At 68.8% G+C, this 13,781-nt stretch carries 9 protein-coding genes; 4 read left to right on the top strand and 5 right to left on the bottom strand.

Annotation, left to right across the window (positions count from 1 at the left end; genetic code table 11):
- Positions 1 to 874: 874 nt before the first annotated feature.
- The gene (locus CCS01_RS36035) at positions 875 to 1,276 is read left to right on the top strand and encodes a group II intron maturase-specific domain-containing protein (protein ID WP_408887481.1); all 402 of its coding nucleotides are present in this window, start codon (positions 875 to 877) and stop codon (positions 1,274 to 1,276) included.
- Positions 1,277 to 1,966: 690 nt separating this feature from the next.
- Here CCS01_RS36035 and CCS01_RS10020 read toward each other — a convergent pair.
- Entirely contained in the window at positions 1,967 to 2,902 is a 936-nt protein-coding gene (locus CCS01_RS10020; protein WP_239992091.1) for a mitochondrial fission ELM1 family protein, read from the bottom strand.
- A gap of 301 nt (positions 2,903 to 3,203) precedes the next feature.
- On the opposite strand from CCS01_RS10020, the gene CCS01_RS10015 reads away from it, so the two are divergent.
- Positions 3,204 to 3,929: a class I SAM-dependent methyltransferase gene (locus tag CCS01_RS10015; RefSeq protein WP_158258323.1), complete on the top strand. Its 726-nt coding sequence runs from the start codon at positions 3,204 to 3,206 to the stop codon at positions 3,927 to 3,929.
- A gap of 870 nt (positions 3,930 to 4,799) precedes the next feature.
- On the opposite strand, the gene CCS01_RS10005 is transcribed toward CCS01_RS10015, so the two are convergent.
- The 3 genes from CCS01_RS10005 to CCS01_RS09995 are packed head-to-tail and all read right to left on the bottom strand — an operon-like array spanning position 4,800 to position 7,527.
- Positions 4,800 to 5,375: a 5-formyltetrahydrofolate cyclo-ligase gene (locus tag CCS01_RS10005; RefSeq protein WP_104518685.1), complete on the bottom strand. Its 576-nt coding sequence runs from the start codon at positions 5,373 to 5,375 to the stop codon at positions 4,800 to 4,802.
- 5 nt (positions 5,376 to 5,380) lie between these two features.
- Positions 5,381 to 6,577 (bottom strand): CaiB/BaiF CoA transferase family protein, encoded by a 1,197-nt coding sequence (locus tag CCS01_RS10000; protein ID WP_104518684.1) that lies wholly within the window; start codon positions 6,575 to 6,577, stop codon positions 5,381 to 5,383.
- Positions 6,574 to 7,527, bottom strand: coding sequence for a glycine/sarcosine/betaine reductase selenoprotein B family protein (locus CCS01_RS09995; RefSeq protein ID WP_104518683.1), 954 nt, complete (start codon positions 7,525 to 7,527; stop codon positions 6,574 to 6,576). The genes CCS01_RS10000 and CCS01_RS09995 overlap by 4 nt, the downstream gene beginning before the upstream one ends.
- Before the next feature lie 189 nt (positions 7,528 to 7,716).
- On the opposite strand from CCS01_RS09995, the gene CCS01_RS09990 reads away from it, so the two are divergent.
- Together CCS01_RS09990 and CCS01_RS09985 are read left to right on the top strand one after the other, a co-directional pair.
- Positions 7,717 to 9,444: an acyl-CoA dehydrogenase family protein gene (locus CCS01_RS09990; protein WP_104518689.1), complete on the top strand. Its 1,728-nt coding sequence runs from the start codon at positions 7,717 to 7,719 to the stop codon at positions 9,442 to 9,444.
- Positions 9,445 to 9,705: 261 nt separating this feature from the next.
- Positions 9,706 to 10,014, top strand: coding sequence for a hypothetical protein (locus CCS01_RS09985; protein ID WP_146101652.1), 309 nt, complete (start codon positions 9,706 to 9,708; stop codon positions 10,012 to 10,014).
- 931 nt (positions 10,015 to 10,945) lie between these two features.
- On the opposite strand, the gene CCS01_RS09980 is transcribed toward CCS01_RS09985, so the two are convergent.
- The gene (locus CCS01_RS09980; protein ID WP_104518681.1) at positions 10,946 to 13,186 is read right to left on the bottom strand and encodes a methyl-accepting chemotaxis protein; all 2,241 of its coding nucleotides are present in this window, start codon (positions 13,184 to 13,186) and stop codon (positions 10,946 to 10,948) included.
- Between the last annotated feature and the right edge of the window lie 595 nt (positions 13,187 to 13,781).

Below are 13,781 nucleotides of genomic sequence, written 5' to 3'. Positions count from 1 at the left end.
CCCGGGCAATGGTCGGTTGGCCCGGTAGCTGGCAGGCGGTGCGGTTGGGCAATTGGCCGTATCGAAGCCCTGCGACAAAGGCCGCTTCTGGCGGTTGAGCGACTCGATGGGCCGTAACGTGAGTGAAGCCTGAGCAGGCCCCGAAAGGGAAGTTGTGGACGCCGACCCGCCCAGAGTACGGGGAAGGCAGCATGGACCGGGAAGCAGCCGACAGACGCACCGGGACAGTCCGCCGGGGTAAGGGGCACAGCACGTCGAGACGGGGATTGTGCAAGCGGGGGAGGCCCGTTCCGGGGATGAGGGTAGCGGCCGCAGCGCTGCGCAGGCAGCGGTCCTGGCGGGCGTCGGACAGGGTCGTAGTACCGCTGAAGCCGGGTAACGCCGGTGGAGGGAAGGACCCTGACTTCTGGTATGTTTCTGAAGCCGATGAGGCGGCGGTGATTGGCGATGAGCCTGCAAACACCCGATGCGGTCCGGACTCTGCAACGGAAACTCTACGACAAGGCGAAAGCCGAGCCGGGCTACCGGTTCTATCTGCTCTACGACAAGATCCGGCGGGCCGACATCCTGCGCCATGCATACGACCTGGCTCGCGCCAACGACGGGGCACCAGGGGTGGACGGGGTGACGTTCGAACGGATCGAGGCAGCAGGTCGAGAGGACTGGCTGGCCCGGCTGGGCGAGGAACTACGTGCGAAGACGTATCGGTGCCAGCCGGTCCGACGGGTGATGATCCCGAAGGCCGGCGGCGGGGAACGGCCCCTGGGGATCCCGACAATCCGGGACCGGGTGGTGCAGACCGCGGCAAAACTGGTGCTGGAACCCATCCCTCGGGACTGGCTTCGCCAGCCCGTGGGCATGCTTCGAAGCGGATCTGGACCCGGCAGCCTATGGCTACCGGCCGGGACGCAGTGCAACGGAGGCCATCCAGACGGGGCGGCCGTTCATCGGCGCCAGTCTGTCGGCGAAGAGCGTTCAACGTCTGAAGGAGAGAGCCGGGGACATCCTGGTGCCAGGCAACATGGGAGCGTGGAGCGACGTATGCGAGACGCTGACCCGGGTGTTGCGCGGCTGGTGCGGCTACTTCAGTCCCGGCTCTCACTATGTCACGGACAAGGCCATTGAAGCGCATGTCTATGACCGCGTGCGGAACTTCCTGGCTCGGCGCCATAAATTGCCTGCGCGGGCGATTGGGCCGTTTACGATGACCGCGGTGTTCGGCGAGCTTGGCGCGCCGCGACTGCGTCACTGTCGACGGCGTGGGGCTACGTCTTGAACGGCCGCGAAGCCAGTCGGAAAGCCGGATGCGGGAAATCCGCACGTCCGGGTTGATGAGCGGGGGGGAGACGGGTTGCGCAAGCGATACCGCGCTCTCCCTCGACTCTACTGTCTCTGTGGTGGTGAAATCCGCGGATTTTCAGCCAGTACGGCATCGCCGATTGGCCGCCAACGCCGCAGCCAGTTGCGGTGCGGGCGCACCGTAGCCGCCCGGGCGGCTAGGACGCCTCCACGGGCTGTCGCTGCCGATCCGGCACGTTCGTCTCAACCGGCCAGCGGTTTGCTGTAAACGCCTGTAAGATTTGGCGTTGGCCCCTGGAATCGTCCAGAAAGCCGATTGACTTCAAGGCTCTCAGACGACGACGCGGCGCGGGCCGTACGTCAGGTGCAAAGCATAAACTTCTCCGGGCACGCCCGCCGACGCTGCGAAACGCTTTCGCCGCCAGCCCAGGAATGCGGTTCGTCCGGTCCCGAACAGCCAGCAAGGTCCGGTCTCCGTGGCGCTTCGTGGTCCTCCGCTTTCTCCGTGTTGAAAAACAAGGAAGAATGCGCAGGCACGAACGGTTCCGCGAGACGCACCGCCACCGCCCCGGCTTCAGCCCCCCAGCCTTCATCCCCTGCCGATGGTGGCCAAAGGCGGAGACCCTCCTGCCACATCCAACGCGGCCGCCATTGCCGGCGCGCTGCCCTAGATTCCCAGGCGCCGGCGCATCTCCGTCGCCGCCTTCAGCGTGTCGTCCAGCGGCGCCACCGGCCATTGCACAAAGCGGCCGGCGAACGGGCGGATGCGGCCCTCGTTCATCATCATCCGCAGGAAGATCCCCTGCCGCCGCGACGAGCCCGGCAGCGCCGCGAACATCACCGGCGCAGGGGTCGCCGCGGCCTCGGAGATCATCGACACGCTGTCCTGGGTGACGACGATCATGTCCGCCAGCGCCAGCATGCCGAAATAGGGGTTGTCGCCCAGGAAATCCCACACCCAGCCGCCGTGCGGCCGCAGCGCCTCGCGGATCAGCTCGGTGACTGCCGGGTCGGTGCGGCGCGAGGGGGTCACGACGATGCCCACCCGGTCGCGCTGCGCCATGCCGGCGAGGTCCGCCGCCAGTTTCGCGCCGACGCTGCGGTCCAGCCGGTAGCGGCCGTTGCTGCCGCCCAGCAGCACCGCGACCAGGGGGCGGCGATACGGGGCGAAGTGGTCGCGCCACCGCTCGGCCTCGGCGGCCAGGCGCTGCGGCGTCACCCGGTGCAGCGCGGTGCGGGTGACGATGACGTTCGGCCCGGTCATCTCGTCGTGGTGGTTGACGACCACCAGATCGAAGCGGGCCGGGTCGATGCGCGGGTTCTGCACCTGCACCCGCAGCGAGGAGCGGCGCAGCGCCGCCAGCACCGCGCCGCCCATGCCGCCGGCGCCGATGAGCAACGGCGGAAACGGCGCCTGGATGGTCTCGGCGACCTTCGCCAGCGGGTCGGGCCAGAACCGGGCGGTGATCCACTTCCACGGCGCCGGCGGTTTCAGGACGCGCAACTCATGCGGCAGGCCGGCCCGCTCGGCCAGGCCGACGGCCTGCGAGAACAGGCCGGCGTAGCCCTCGCTCACGACCCATGGAATCGAAAAGTCTGACATGGGCGGGCTTTTCATCGCCGCACCCGCGAAGGTCAACGCGGAAGCAACGGCTTCGTCCGCCGCGCCCGCTTGTGGCACCGGGCTGTATCCCGGTTGCATCACCGGCGAAGGGACTGCAACCGGGGCCGCCGCCGGGAAGGACCGGTTCATTGACAGCGTGAGGCAGGTGTCAGCATATTTCCAACATGTGAGGAGAGTGGCTTTGACGATATTCATGCCCATGAGCGAGCCGGCGCCAGGTGGGTTTTGGCTGCACGATCAGCCACATTCGGCAACGACGATAGAACGTGGCGTGGTGGGCATGGCGTCATCCAACTGGACGATCCGGCGGCGGCTGCTCAGCGCCTGGTTTCGCGATAGGCATCAGTTCTCCCACGGCAGACTGCCGCGGCTCTGCCCGATCTGCAACCATGACGGCGTGATGGTCAGCGTCGGCCATCCGGCGCGCTGGGACGCGCGCTGCGCGCAGTGCGGCAGCCGCGAGCGGCACCGGCTGCTGTGGCTGTGGGCGACCGAGGGCGGCGTCAACCGGCTGGACGGCAAGCGCATCCTGCACTTCGCGCCGGAGAAGTCGCTGCGCCGCGCCTTGCAGGGCAACCCGCACTACGAAACCGCGGACCTGCATCAGCGCGGCGTGACGCACTCGGTGGACATCACCTGCCTGCCGATGGCCAACCAGACCTACGACGTGGTGATCGCCAACCACGTGCTGGAGCATATCGACGACGACCGCCTGGCGATGCAGGAGATGGTCCGCGTGCTGGTGCCCGGCGGCATCGCCCTGCTGACCGTGCCGCTGAACCCGACCCGGGCCGAGACGTATGAGGACCCGTCGATCACCGACCCGGTCGAGCGCGAGGCGCATTTCAACGCCCCCGATCACCGCCGCTTCTACGGCCTCGACTTCGCCGATCGGCTGCGGCAGGCGGGATTCGAGGTGGATACGTTCCGTATGACACCACCGCTGGAGGTGACCTACGGCCTGCTGCCGATGGAGTGGCTGTATATCGCCACGCGGCCGGTTTAGCGCCGATCGCGCGTTCGGCGGGTCGTATCGCGTACGCCAGCATGGCGGGCCGGCACAAAACGGATCGGCGGCGTCGCCGTTTCATCATGATTCGGCTCGCCTGGGCCATGATGGCGTCGTGCGGCCGGACCCTCGATCAACGCGCCACGGGCAGCGGTTATTCGCGGACGGGCCGTTGTCCTGAGCCGGCCCAAACCGCGTCCACTTTGAGAACCATAGTCCGGCAGTTCGGACCTGAGGCGCTGGGTATCGGCGCCCTTCCTGATTGCGCGCCGCCAGAACTATGGTTCTCAAAGTGGACGCGGTTTAGTGCCGCCCGTCGGCGATTCAGCGCCTGTTCCTCCAGCCCTTGCGGACCATGGCGGGCCGAACGGCAACGGGCGTTTGCAAGCGGTGCGACTGTCCCGGGTGGGTCGAAGGCGGCGGCGGAGCCTGGATCGCCGACCGATTTTCAACACGGAGGACGACGGAGGACGACCAAGGGCCACGAAGCGGTGTGAACGAGTCAGGCCATGAAGCAGTGCGGCCCCGCTTTCAGGCACGCGGCATCCGGGCACGCCTGCGCCGGTGCTGCGATGCGCCAGCCCGATCCTGCGCCTGGCCAGGTCCCGATCCGCCAGCAAGGTCCGGTCTTCGTGGCCCTTGGTGGCCCTCCGCTTTCTCCGTGTTGAAATCACGGCAGGATCAACAAGCAAGGATGGTTCCGGATGACGCTGGCACCATCCGCCAGGGACCCAGCCCCCCGGTCGTTGCGGCCCATGGCCAAGGCAAGCGGCGGCGCACCCTCCGCCACGTTCAACAGGGTCGATTCTTCCGGCGCGCGCTTTAGCCGGATACCCGTGGCGCCCGGCGGCGGCGTGGTCGCCGGCATCAGCCGGTGTCGTCGGTAACGATCCGGTCCATCGGGATGTCATACGGCTGTGGATACACCGTATCCAGCCGCGTGCAGCCGAAGCCGACGCCGATGGCGCGCGGCCGGATCGGCATCGCCGCGATGGTCCGGTCGTAGAAGCCGCCGCCGTAGCCCAGCCGGTAGTTCCCGCCGTCGAAGCCGACCAGCGGCACCAGCAGCGTGTCCGGCTGCACCGGCTCGCCGCCGGCCGGGATCGGGATCGACCAGACGCCGTGCGTCATCGCCACCCCCGGCCACCAGGGGCGGAAGATCAGCGGCTGGGCCTTGCCGACCACCACCGGCAGCGCCAGCGCCACGCCCGCTTGGTGCAGAGAGCGCACCAGCGGGCGCGGGTCGTACTCGCCTTTGAACGGCCAGTAGAAGCCGACAAGCCGGGCGGGCGCCTCGGCCAGCGCCGCTTCCAGCCGGGCGGTGATGCGGGCGCCTGCGGCCGCGCGGTCCTCGGCGGACAGCGCCAATCGCCGGGCGATCAGCTCCGGCCGCCTGGCCTTGCGCCAGAGCGCGACGTCCAGGTCCGGCGGCGGGATTGTCATGCCGCTCAGATCACCGCCTCGGCGCGCAGCGCGGCGATATCGGCCGCGCCGTAGCCAAGCTCCGCCAACACGGAGTCGGTGTCGGCGCCGGGCGCGGGGGCCAGCCGATCCAACCGGCCGCGGCCATGCGCCATCTGGAAGCCCGGGCCCATCAGCCGCAGCGGGCCATACGGGCTGTCCACCGTCTGCAGCACGCCGCGGGCGGCGACCTGCGGATGGTCGATGATCTCCTCGATCTTCCAGATCGAGGCGCAGGGCGCGTGGACGTCGTTCAGCCGCCGTTCCCAGACCTTGGCGTCCTCGGCCGCCAGAGCCGATTCGATGATGGCCCGCAGCTCCGTCTCGTGCTGCCTGCGCAGGAACCAGTCGGCGAAGCGCGGATCGTCCAGCACGTCGGCGCGGCCGATGGTCGTCATCAGCGCCCGGTACTGCTTTTCGTCGTTCACCGCCAGCAGCAGGAAGCTGTCCTTCGCGCGGAACAGGTTGGCGGTGACCTTGCGGCTGACCGCTTGGTTGCCCGCCTGCTGTTGATGATGGCCGGCGACGGTGTAGTCGGCGATCTGCGTGCTCAGGAACGCCAGGCTCGCCTCCAGCATCGAGACGTCGATGAACTGGCCGCGCCCGGTCTGCGTCCGCTGGAACAGCGCCGAGGACACCGCGAACGCCGCCGTCGCCCCCGACAGGATGTCGCACACGGCAAAGCCCGCGCGCGTCGGCCCCGTCTCCGGGTGGCCGGTGATCGCCATGATGCCCGACATCGCCTGGATCTTGCCGTCGTAGCCGGCCTCCTGGCTGGACGGGCCGGTCTGGCCGAAGCCGGAGATGGCGCAATAGATCAGCCGCGGATTGACCGCCGACAGCGCCGCGTGGCCCAGCCCGAGGCGGTCCATCACGCCGGCGCGGAAATTCTCCATCACCACGTCGGCCGTTTCCGCCAGCCGCAGCACGATCTCCCGCGCCGCCGGCTTCTGCAGGTCGAGCGTCAGGCTTTTCTTGTTGCCGTTCACCGCGAGGAAGGCCGAGGCCATGTTGCGCCCGGACCATTGGCGCGACAGCGGCGTGCGGCGCATGTCCTCGCCGCCGCGGCGCTCGATCTTGACGACGTCGGCGCCCAGCAGCGCGAGTTGGTAGCTGGCGTAGGGGCCGGCGAGCACCTGGGTGAAGTCCAGGATGCGGACGCCGCTGAACGGGCGGGCGGTCATGCCGCCTTCACCGGCTGATCCGAGGGCCGGTTCGGGCGGGCAAGCTCCTTCTGGCGGTCGAACTCCGCGCGGCGGCGCTGCAGTTCCTCTTCGCCAAGCTGCTCCAGGTTCAGGTAGTCGAGCTTCCATCGTCCGTCTTCGTTCCAGCGCAGCGGCGACTGCATCGTGGTCTGCGGCCCGGGGGCGGCTTCCAGCAGGTCCAGCGCCAGCGCCAGGGTCCGGTCCTGCGAAGCCACGTCGTGCGGCTTGCCGGCGCTGTTGCCCAGCGGGAAGTCGCTGAACAGGAAGCGCGGCGCGGCGGCGTGCTCGACGATGTCCCTGGCGCAGCCCATCAGCACGGTGGGAATGCCGTTGGCCTCCAGATGGCGGGCGGTCAGCGCGCAGGTCTGGTGGCAGACCGGGCAATTCGGCACCAGGATGGCGGCGTCGGCGCCGTCCTGGCGGATGCGGGCCAGGATTTCCGGCGCGTCGGTCTCGATGGTGACGCGCTGGCTGCGGTTGGTGGGCGCGCCGTGGAAGCGGGCGGCGACGGCGCCGATGCGGCCGGTGGTGGCGGCGCGGCGCAGGGCGGGCAGCGGGAACCAGGTGTTGCCGTCGGTGGCGGCGGTGTGGATGCGGTCGTAGCCGATATGCGAGATCCGCAGGTCGTGGTCCTGCGCCGTGTCGCCGGAATACACGCTGTAGAACTTGGCGCTGCCGTTGTACGCCGCGCCCGGCCCCTGGTCGCCCTTGTCCGGCTGGTACGGCGCGGCGGTGGTGACGATCGCAACCGTGCACTGGCCGAGCGGCTTCGCCAACCGGGTGAACGGGGCGGCGAGATAATGCGCCCAACGGTAAGCCGTGGTGTAGCCGATGGCGGCGTAATACGCGCGCGTGCGGCGTATGTAGGGGATCGGCGAGTCGTAATCCGGGGCGAAGCCGAGCAGGGCGTCGAGGGTCGACTGATCCATGGTGCGTCTCCGGCGACTGGGTTGAGCGGCGCGGTTGCCCTGTCGTCGCACGAGCGGATGTACGGCGGCAAGATCAGCGCCCTCCGTCCCATGGCCTTCGGCCCGCACGTTCTTGCAATTTGGCCGATCCGGGTCCACGCGGTATCCGTCGCCGCAAGAGCGGATCAACGAAAAATCGTGGAGGAACGCATGCGCCCGGACCATCCCCGTACGGGTTCCGACTGGATCGCTCCCGACTGCGCCGGCATGGATTTCTATGCCGTGGACCCCGGGCTGCGCGACCTGCTGCGGCTGTATCTGCCGGCGTCGGTGCTGGCGCATTTGACGCCGCACTACCAGCGCCTCGGCCAACTCGCCGGCGGCCGCCTCGACACCCTCGCGCGTGAGGCCGATCGGCATGTGCCGGTGTTGCATGCGCGGGACCGATTCGGGCGGGACGAGGACTGGATCGAGTACCACCCGGCCTATCGCGAGATGGAGCGGATCGCCTTCGGCGACTTCCAGTTCCACGCCATGTCGCACCGCGGCGGCGTGTTGGGCATGGACCGCCCGCTGCCGCCGGTGGCGAAGTACGCGTTCCAGTACCTGTTCGTGCAGGCCGAGTTCGGCCTGATGTGCCCGATCAGCGTCACCGACACCTCGATCCACCTGATCCGCACCTTCGGCAGCAACGCGCTGCAGGACTACCTGCTGCCGCAAATGCTGTCGGACGACCTGTCCACGCTGTGGAAGGGCACGCAGTTCATGACCGAGAAGGCCGGCGGCTCCGACGTCGGCGCGATCGAGACGGTGGCACGCCGGCAGGGCGATACCTGGCGGGTGTACGGCGACAAGTGGTTCTGCTCGCACACCGACGCCGACGTCGCGCTGATGCTGGCCCGCCCCGAGGGCGCCCCCGCCGGCACCGGCGGCCTGGCGCTGTTCGCCCTGCCGCGCCGGACCCGCAACGGCGCCCGCAACGCCTACCGGATCGTCCGGCTGAAGGACAAGCTGGGCACCAAATCCATGGCCAGCGGCGAAATCCGCCTGGACGGCGCCGAGGCCTACCTGGTCGGGCAGGAGGACCAGGGACTGAAGCAGATGATGCAGCAGGTGAACCTCTCGCGCCTATCGCACGGCGTGCGCGCCGCCGCGATGATGCGCCGCTGCCTGAACGAGGCGCTGGCTGCCGCCCGCGGCCGCATCGTCTTCGGCCGTCCGGTCGCCGAATTCCCGCTGATGCGCCGGCAACTGATGAAAATAGTGGTGCCGGCGGAGCAGGCGCTGTCGATGGCACTGTGCACCGCCGACGCGCTCGGCCGCGGCGCCAGGGAGGAACTGCGCATCCTGACCGGGCTGCTGAAGCTGCGCGCCTGCCGCGACAACGTCGCCGTCGCCACCGGCTCGATGGAGGCGCGCGGCGGCAACGGCTACATCGAGGACTGGGTCAATCCCCGCCTGATCCGCGACGCCCAGGTCGGCCTGCTGTGGGAAGGCACCAGCAACATCAACGCACTGGACGTCATCACCCGCGCCGTCGGCAGGACCGGCGCCCAGCATGCCCTGCACACGATGCTGCGGCACCGCCTGGAGGCCGCCGCGGCCCTGCCGGCGCCGTTCCGCAACGCCCTGGGCACCGCGCTCGACCGCGCCGTCGCCCTGGCCGAGCGGGTGGCCGCGTCCGGGCAGGAGACCCTGGCGCGCCAGGCGGCGACGGCGCTGTACGACGCCGCCAGCGCCGTGCTGCTGGCCTGGGAAGGCGCCCAGCCCGATGCCGACGCGCGGCGTGCCCTGGTGGCACGGTGCGTGCTGGCGCATCGCCTGTCGCCGGCCGATCCGCTGGCGCCCGAGGAGGCGGCGTGGGAACGGCCGATCGGCGACGCGTTGCTGGGCACGCGGCCGCTGACGCTGCACGAGGCCGCCGCGCTGCTGGCGTGACGCGCTGATCGGAGAAAAGGCCAGGTCGGCGCGCCGTCATCGTCATGGCGGACCTGCATCCGCCATGACGGCAGGCCAACGAGCGCGCGTCCAAACCAACGGCCGCAACTGGGTGTTTGTTATTGACAAGACATGTCAGGGCGAGCCCGTCGCAGCCATTGTCGAGTCTGCGTGATGCTGCAATGCGCAACTGGTTTCACATCGTTCACCCGACATCGCCGCAAGTGTTCAAGGCGGCCATTCGGTTGAAAGGACGCAGAAATGTCTCCGATCTCACGCACGATGCTGTTGGCGGCTGGCATGCTGGCTTTCTCCGCAGCCGGTAGCCTGGCACAGCAGAACAAGGGGCCGGACAACGGCGCGGCGCTGAAGAGCACGACATCCGGCCGCCCGGACACCGCCGCCACCGCCGGCGCGGTAACCTCCAACGACACCCGGTCGCATATGTCGTCGACGAACGGCTCGGCATTGAAGACCACCACGATGGGCGATACCGGCCGGGAGACCAAGTCGCACGTCAGCCCGCCCGCTGGGCGCTCGACCACGTCATCGGAAAACCGGCACCAGTAGTCATACCGGGAAACGCCCTCGGACGCGCCAGGACAGACGCACAGGAGCCGACTCTGCGTGGACGTGGAGGAGGGCTCTTCGCCGTTTGTCTTGGCCATGGCCGGCAAAGTCCGGGGGCTGGATCCGCGGCGGGTAGTAGCAGCGCCATCCGGAACCGCTCGTGCTTGTTTAGGCTTTCAAAATTGGCTCTTGTTGGATTTCGGGGTGGTGAGACGCTTCACCGCCCATCCGGCGCCCGGCAGGAGCCTTGAAAACCGCAACCGAGCGCCCTGGCAACAATCGGCGCGCGGCCGACAGTACGGTTGGAGGTCCAGTTCACCACCGGCCCATTTGCGTTCATCTGCGGTTCCTGCATCAGCCTGGCGGCGGGAGGGATGTTCCAACGCATATGTGCTGCTCCAAAGCAGAAATGGAACCGCAGATGAACGCAAATGCAGCAGGGCTGTTGCCGCAGCGGGGGCGCACGTCATTCGACAGGGCAGTGTCGTGGACCTTTTCAACACGGTTCTGGTTGGATTTCGGGGCCGTGGGACGCCTCACCCGTCCACCCCGGAACCCGACAAGAGCCTCGAAATTTTCAACACGGAGAAAACGAAGGACCATCGAGGGCCACGAAGACCGGACCTTGCTGGCCTGTCGGGACCGGACGAACCGCATCGTCGTTGGGCAATCGTGGTGCAGCGCGGGATCGACCCGGGTCTGTCCGGATGCATTCGTGCCGCATTCCTGAAGGATGGCCTGCGGCGCTTCGTTGTCTGACCCGTTCACACCCTTCGTGGCCCTCGGAGGTCCTTCGTTTTCTCCGTGTTGAGAGCGGTCCCCAATCCAGGCTCCACCGCCGCCGGGGGTCCCGCCCGCCATGACGAAACAGCAGCGACCATGGCCGAAGACATGGGGCGACCCGCCATGACCGATGGCACTCTCCCGACGATCAGGCCGCCTGGCCGACCGCCGGAGGAAAGCGTCGCCTGATCAGTGCCTCGATTGCCGCCTGCGTTTGCAGGTCGTAGCAGAAGTGCAGCCGGAGCAGGCCGTTGCCGGAGGCGACCACGCGCGCCCTCAAAGGCTGCGACGTCAGCCCGCCGACTCTGACGTCCTCGCCGGCAGGCCACGAGGCATTGCAGTGCACCGCCACGCCGCCTTCGCCAAGGTCGGTGGCGCGCCCCTGGAAAACCTGCCCCTCGGCCGAGGTGATCTCCACCGCATCATCCACCGGATGCCGCTCGTGCATCCGCCGATCGGCGGCTTGCGCCAGCGAGCCGAGGAAGGCCTCGATTTCCTTGTGCAGGCCATCCGCCTGGTTCGCCATCCGCTGGAAAGAGGCCATCATCACCTCGGCGCTTTCCTTCGTCGCGTCCGCATCGTCGCCCAGGCCGCCCATGCGCTGCGCCACTTCCTGGATGCTCAGCGCCGTCTCCTGCACGTTGCGGCTGATGTCCTGCGTGGCGCTGCCCTGCTGTTCGATCGCGGCGGCGATCGCGGTGCCGCTCGCCTCCACCATGCCCACCTGTCCGGCCACCAGCCGCATCAGGTCGACGGCGCGGCCGGCCGAGCCCTGCACGGCGCCGACCTGCCGGCCGATATCCTCGGTGGCGCGCGCCGTCTGCCCAGCCAGCGCCTTCACCTCCGAGGCCACCACGGCGAAGCCCTTGCCCGCCTCGCCGGCCCGTGCCGCCTCGATCGTCGCGTTCAGCGCCAGCAGGTTGGTCTGGCTGGCGATGCTGCTGATCAGCTCGATCACCCGGGCCATGCCGTCCACCACCTCGGTCAGTTCCGCCATGACGCTGCCGGCCTGCTCGGTCTGCGCCTGCATCTGCCGGCCGGCCTCGGTCGACCGCGCCACCGCGGCAGCGATTTCGCGCGAACTGGCCGCGAGCTGTTCGGTCGCGGCGGCGACAGCCTGGGTGTTCTGGTCCGCGAGCCGGGCGCGGCCGGCGAGATCGCCGGCGTCACGGCTGGTGCCTTCGGCGCGGGCGGCAACGGCATCGGTCGTGGCGCGCATCTGCTGCAGCGCGCTGCTCAGGCCGCAGAGCTGGCCGCCGATGGCGGTGTTGAAGTCGCGCGTCAGGTTGCCGATGGCGGCGTGCCGCTGGCTCTGCACCTGCGCGGCGTGGACCCGATCGGTTTCCAGCCCGGCCTTGTTGATCAGCGCCTGGCGGAACGCGGCGATGTCGCGGGCCAGTTCGGCAACCTCGTCGCTGGCGTCGCGCAGCGGCACGGGGGCGTCCAGCTCTCCTCGCGCCAGGCGGCGCGTGGCGAGGCACAGGGCGTTCACCGGCCGCACCACGCCGCTGCGGATCACCAGCAGCATGCCGGCCGCGGCGAGACCGAACAGCACGAACGTCGCGGCGAACGCCAGGTCTTGCACCATCCCCAGGTGCGACACGCGCCCGGCCAGCGCCCGCTCCAGGTCGGCAGTCGCCTGCTGCATGAAGCCGGCGCAGCGGTCGAGCAGGGCGGCGCTTCCGCCGGCGTCGGCCGAGGCGTGCAGCCGCTCGACCAGCGCCGCCAGATCGGCATGCAAGGGTAGGTAATCGCGCAGCAAGGTGGTCTTGCGCAGGCCGGTCGGATCGTCGTTCGCGGTGGCGTGCATCGAGGCGTCCAGGCCGTCCAGCACCGCCGAGAGTTCACCCAGGGCAATCAGGAACTCCGCCCGCGCCTCGACCGACGTTCCCTGCGCCGCCGCGAGCTTGCCGATGTCGGCCAGGCGGTCGAGCAGGTCGGGCAGGCGGTTCAGCACGACGTCGGTGAGGTAGTAGGTGTCCAGCACGTTACCCAGAATCAGGTTACTGTGGTCGCCGACCCTGGACTGCAGGTCGCGCAAGCCGGCGCGGGCCGTGCCCAGGCGGGCGGCGCCCTCCGCGTCCCGCAGCACCTGCGCCAGGCCGGTGGCGTCCTGGCCAAGGGACAACGTGGCGAAGTCCGCTGATGCCAGCTCGGCGCCGCCCTGCGGCGTATAGCTCGCGTTGGATTGCAGCGCGCGATCGATCCCGGCTTGAATGCCGCCCAGCACCGCCAGCGCGCGGGCGCCGGACACCTCCATCGAGGCGAATGCGATGTCCTTGTTCTGGCCGCTCGCCAGCAAGGCCAGGATCAGCGCGATCGGCAGCAGGAACAGGGCGATGGACAGGCCGATCTTCGGGGCAAGGCGCAGGGAGGCAAGGCTTGGCATCACGGCACACTCCGGCACTGGCCGGATAATCCGGCGATCGCCGCAACTATCGGGACAACTGGTTACCATCGGGTTAACGCCGCGCTCGCCGGCATCGACGCTGCCGGCGCGGGGGCGCTTGGCGCGGACCTCGTTGTCGCCTGAACACGCGGACGGGTGGAGGTGCTCGTGAAGACCGGGAGATGGAGGCGATGCGGCGGGGCATAGCTGAACGGAGGCGGATCTGGTGCCGCGCTTCTGGGAAACCGCTCGTATGGCGGTTCACCCCGCCTTATACCAACGGCCCTGTCCGATGACCGTTTTTCGGGACGTAATCACCAGGAATGGCCGACCAGAAATCCACGCGAAAGCGGTCAGTGGTCTGGGCCGTTGGTATTATTCGTCCCCCCGGGCATTCATTGCACAATCCGCTGCATTTGGCGGGTGATCGAAGAACTTGGTGCCTATCAGCGGGCATTTTGCCAGTCGGGAGCGTTCCGGAGCTGCTGATTTGGCCACATTGTTCCGCCTGCGCCCGCGGAAAATCCAGTTCCGTACAAGCGGCGCCGCCGCCGTGGCAACCGAGGCGGGGACCGAGCAGCCTGATGGGAGGTAG

The organism is Rhodopila globiformis (assembly GCF_002937115.1).
Classification (GTDB): Bacteria; Pseudomonadota; Alphaproteobacteria; order Acetobacterales; family Acetobacteraceae; genus Rhodopila; species Rhodopila globiformis.
Note: the sequence above shows the minus strand (reverse complement) of the source record. Positions and strands in the feature narration are given on the sequence as shown.

Excerpts from the sequence above, each read along its gene's own strand:
- CCS01_RS09980 (WP_104518681.1), bottom strand. The coding sequence starts at position 13,186 with ATGCCAAGCCTTGCCTCCCTGCGCCTTGCCCCGAAGATCGGCCTGTCC.
- CCS01_RS10015 (WP_158258323.1), top strand. The coding sequence starts at position 3,204 with ATGGCGTCATCCAACTGGACGATCCGGCGGCGGCTGCTCAGCGCCTGG.
- CCS01_RS10005 (WP_104518685.1), bottom strand. The coding sequence starts at position 5,375 with ATGACAATCCCGCCGCCGGACCTGGACGTCGCGCTCTGGCGCAAGGCC.
- CCS01_RS09995 (WP_104518683.1), bottom strand. The coding sequence starts at position 7,527 with ATGGATCAGTCGACCCTCGACGCCCTGCTCGGCTTCGCCCCGGATTAC.
- CCS01_RS10020 (WP_239992091.1), bottom strand. The coding sequence starts at position 2,902 with ATGTCAGACTTTTCGATTCCATGGGTCGTGAGCGAGGGCTACGCCGGC.
- CCS01_RS09990 (WP_104518689.1), top strand. The coding sequence starts at position 7,717 with ATGCGCCCGGACCATCCCCGTACGGGTTCCGACTGGATCGCTCCCGAC.
- CCS01_RS09985 (WP_146101652.1), top strand. The coding sequence starts at position 9,706 with ATGTCTCCGATCTCACGCACGATGCTGTTGGCGGCTGGCATGCTGGCT.
- CCS01_RS10000 (WP_104518684.1), bottom strand. The coding sequence starts at position 6,577 with ATGACCGCCCGCCCGTTCAGCGGCGTCCGCATCCTGGACTTCACCCAG.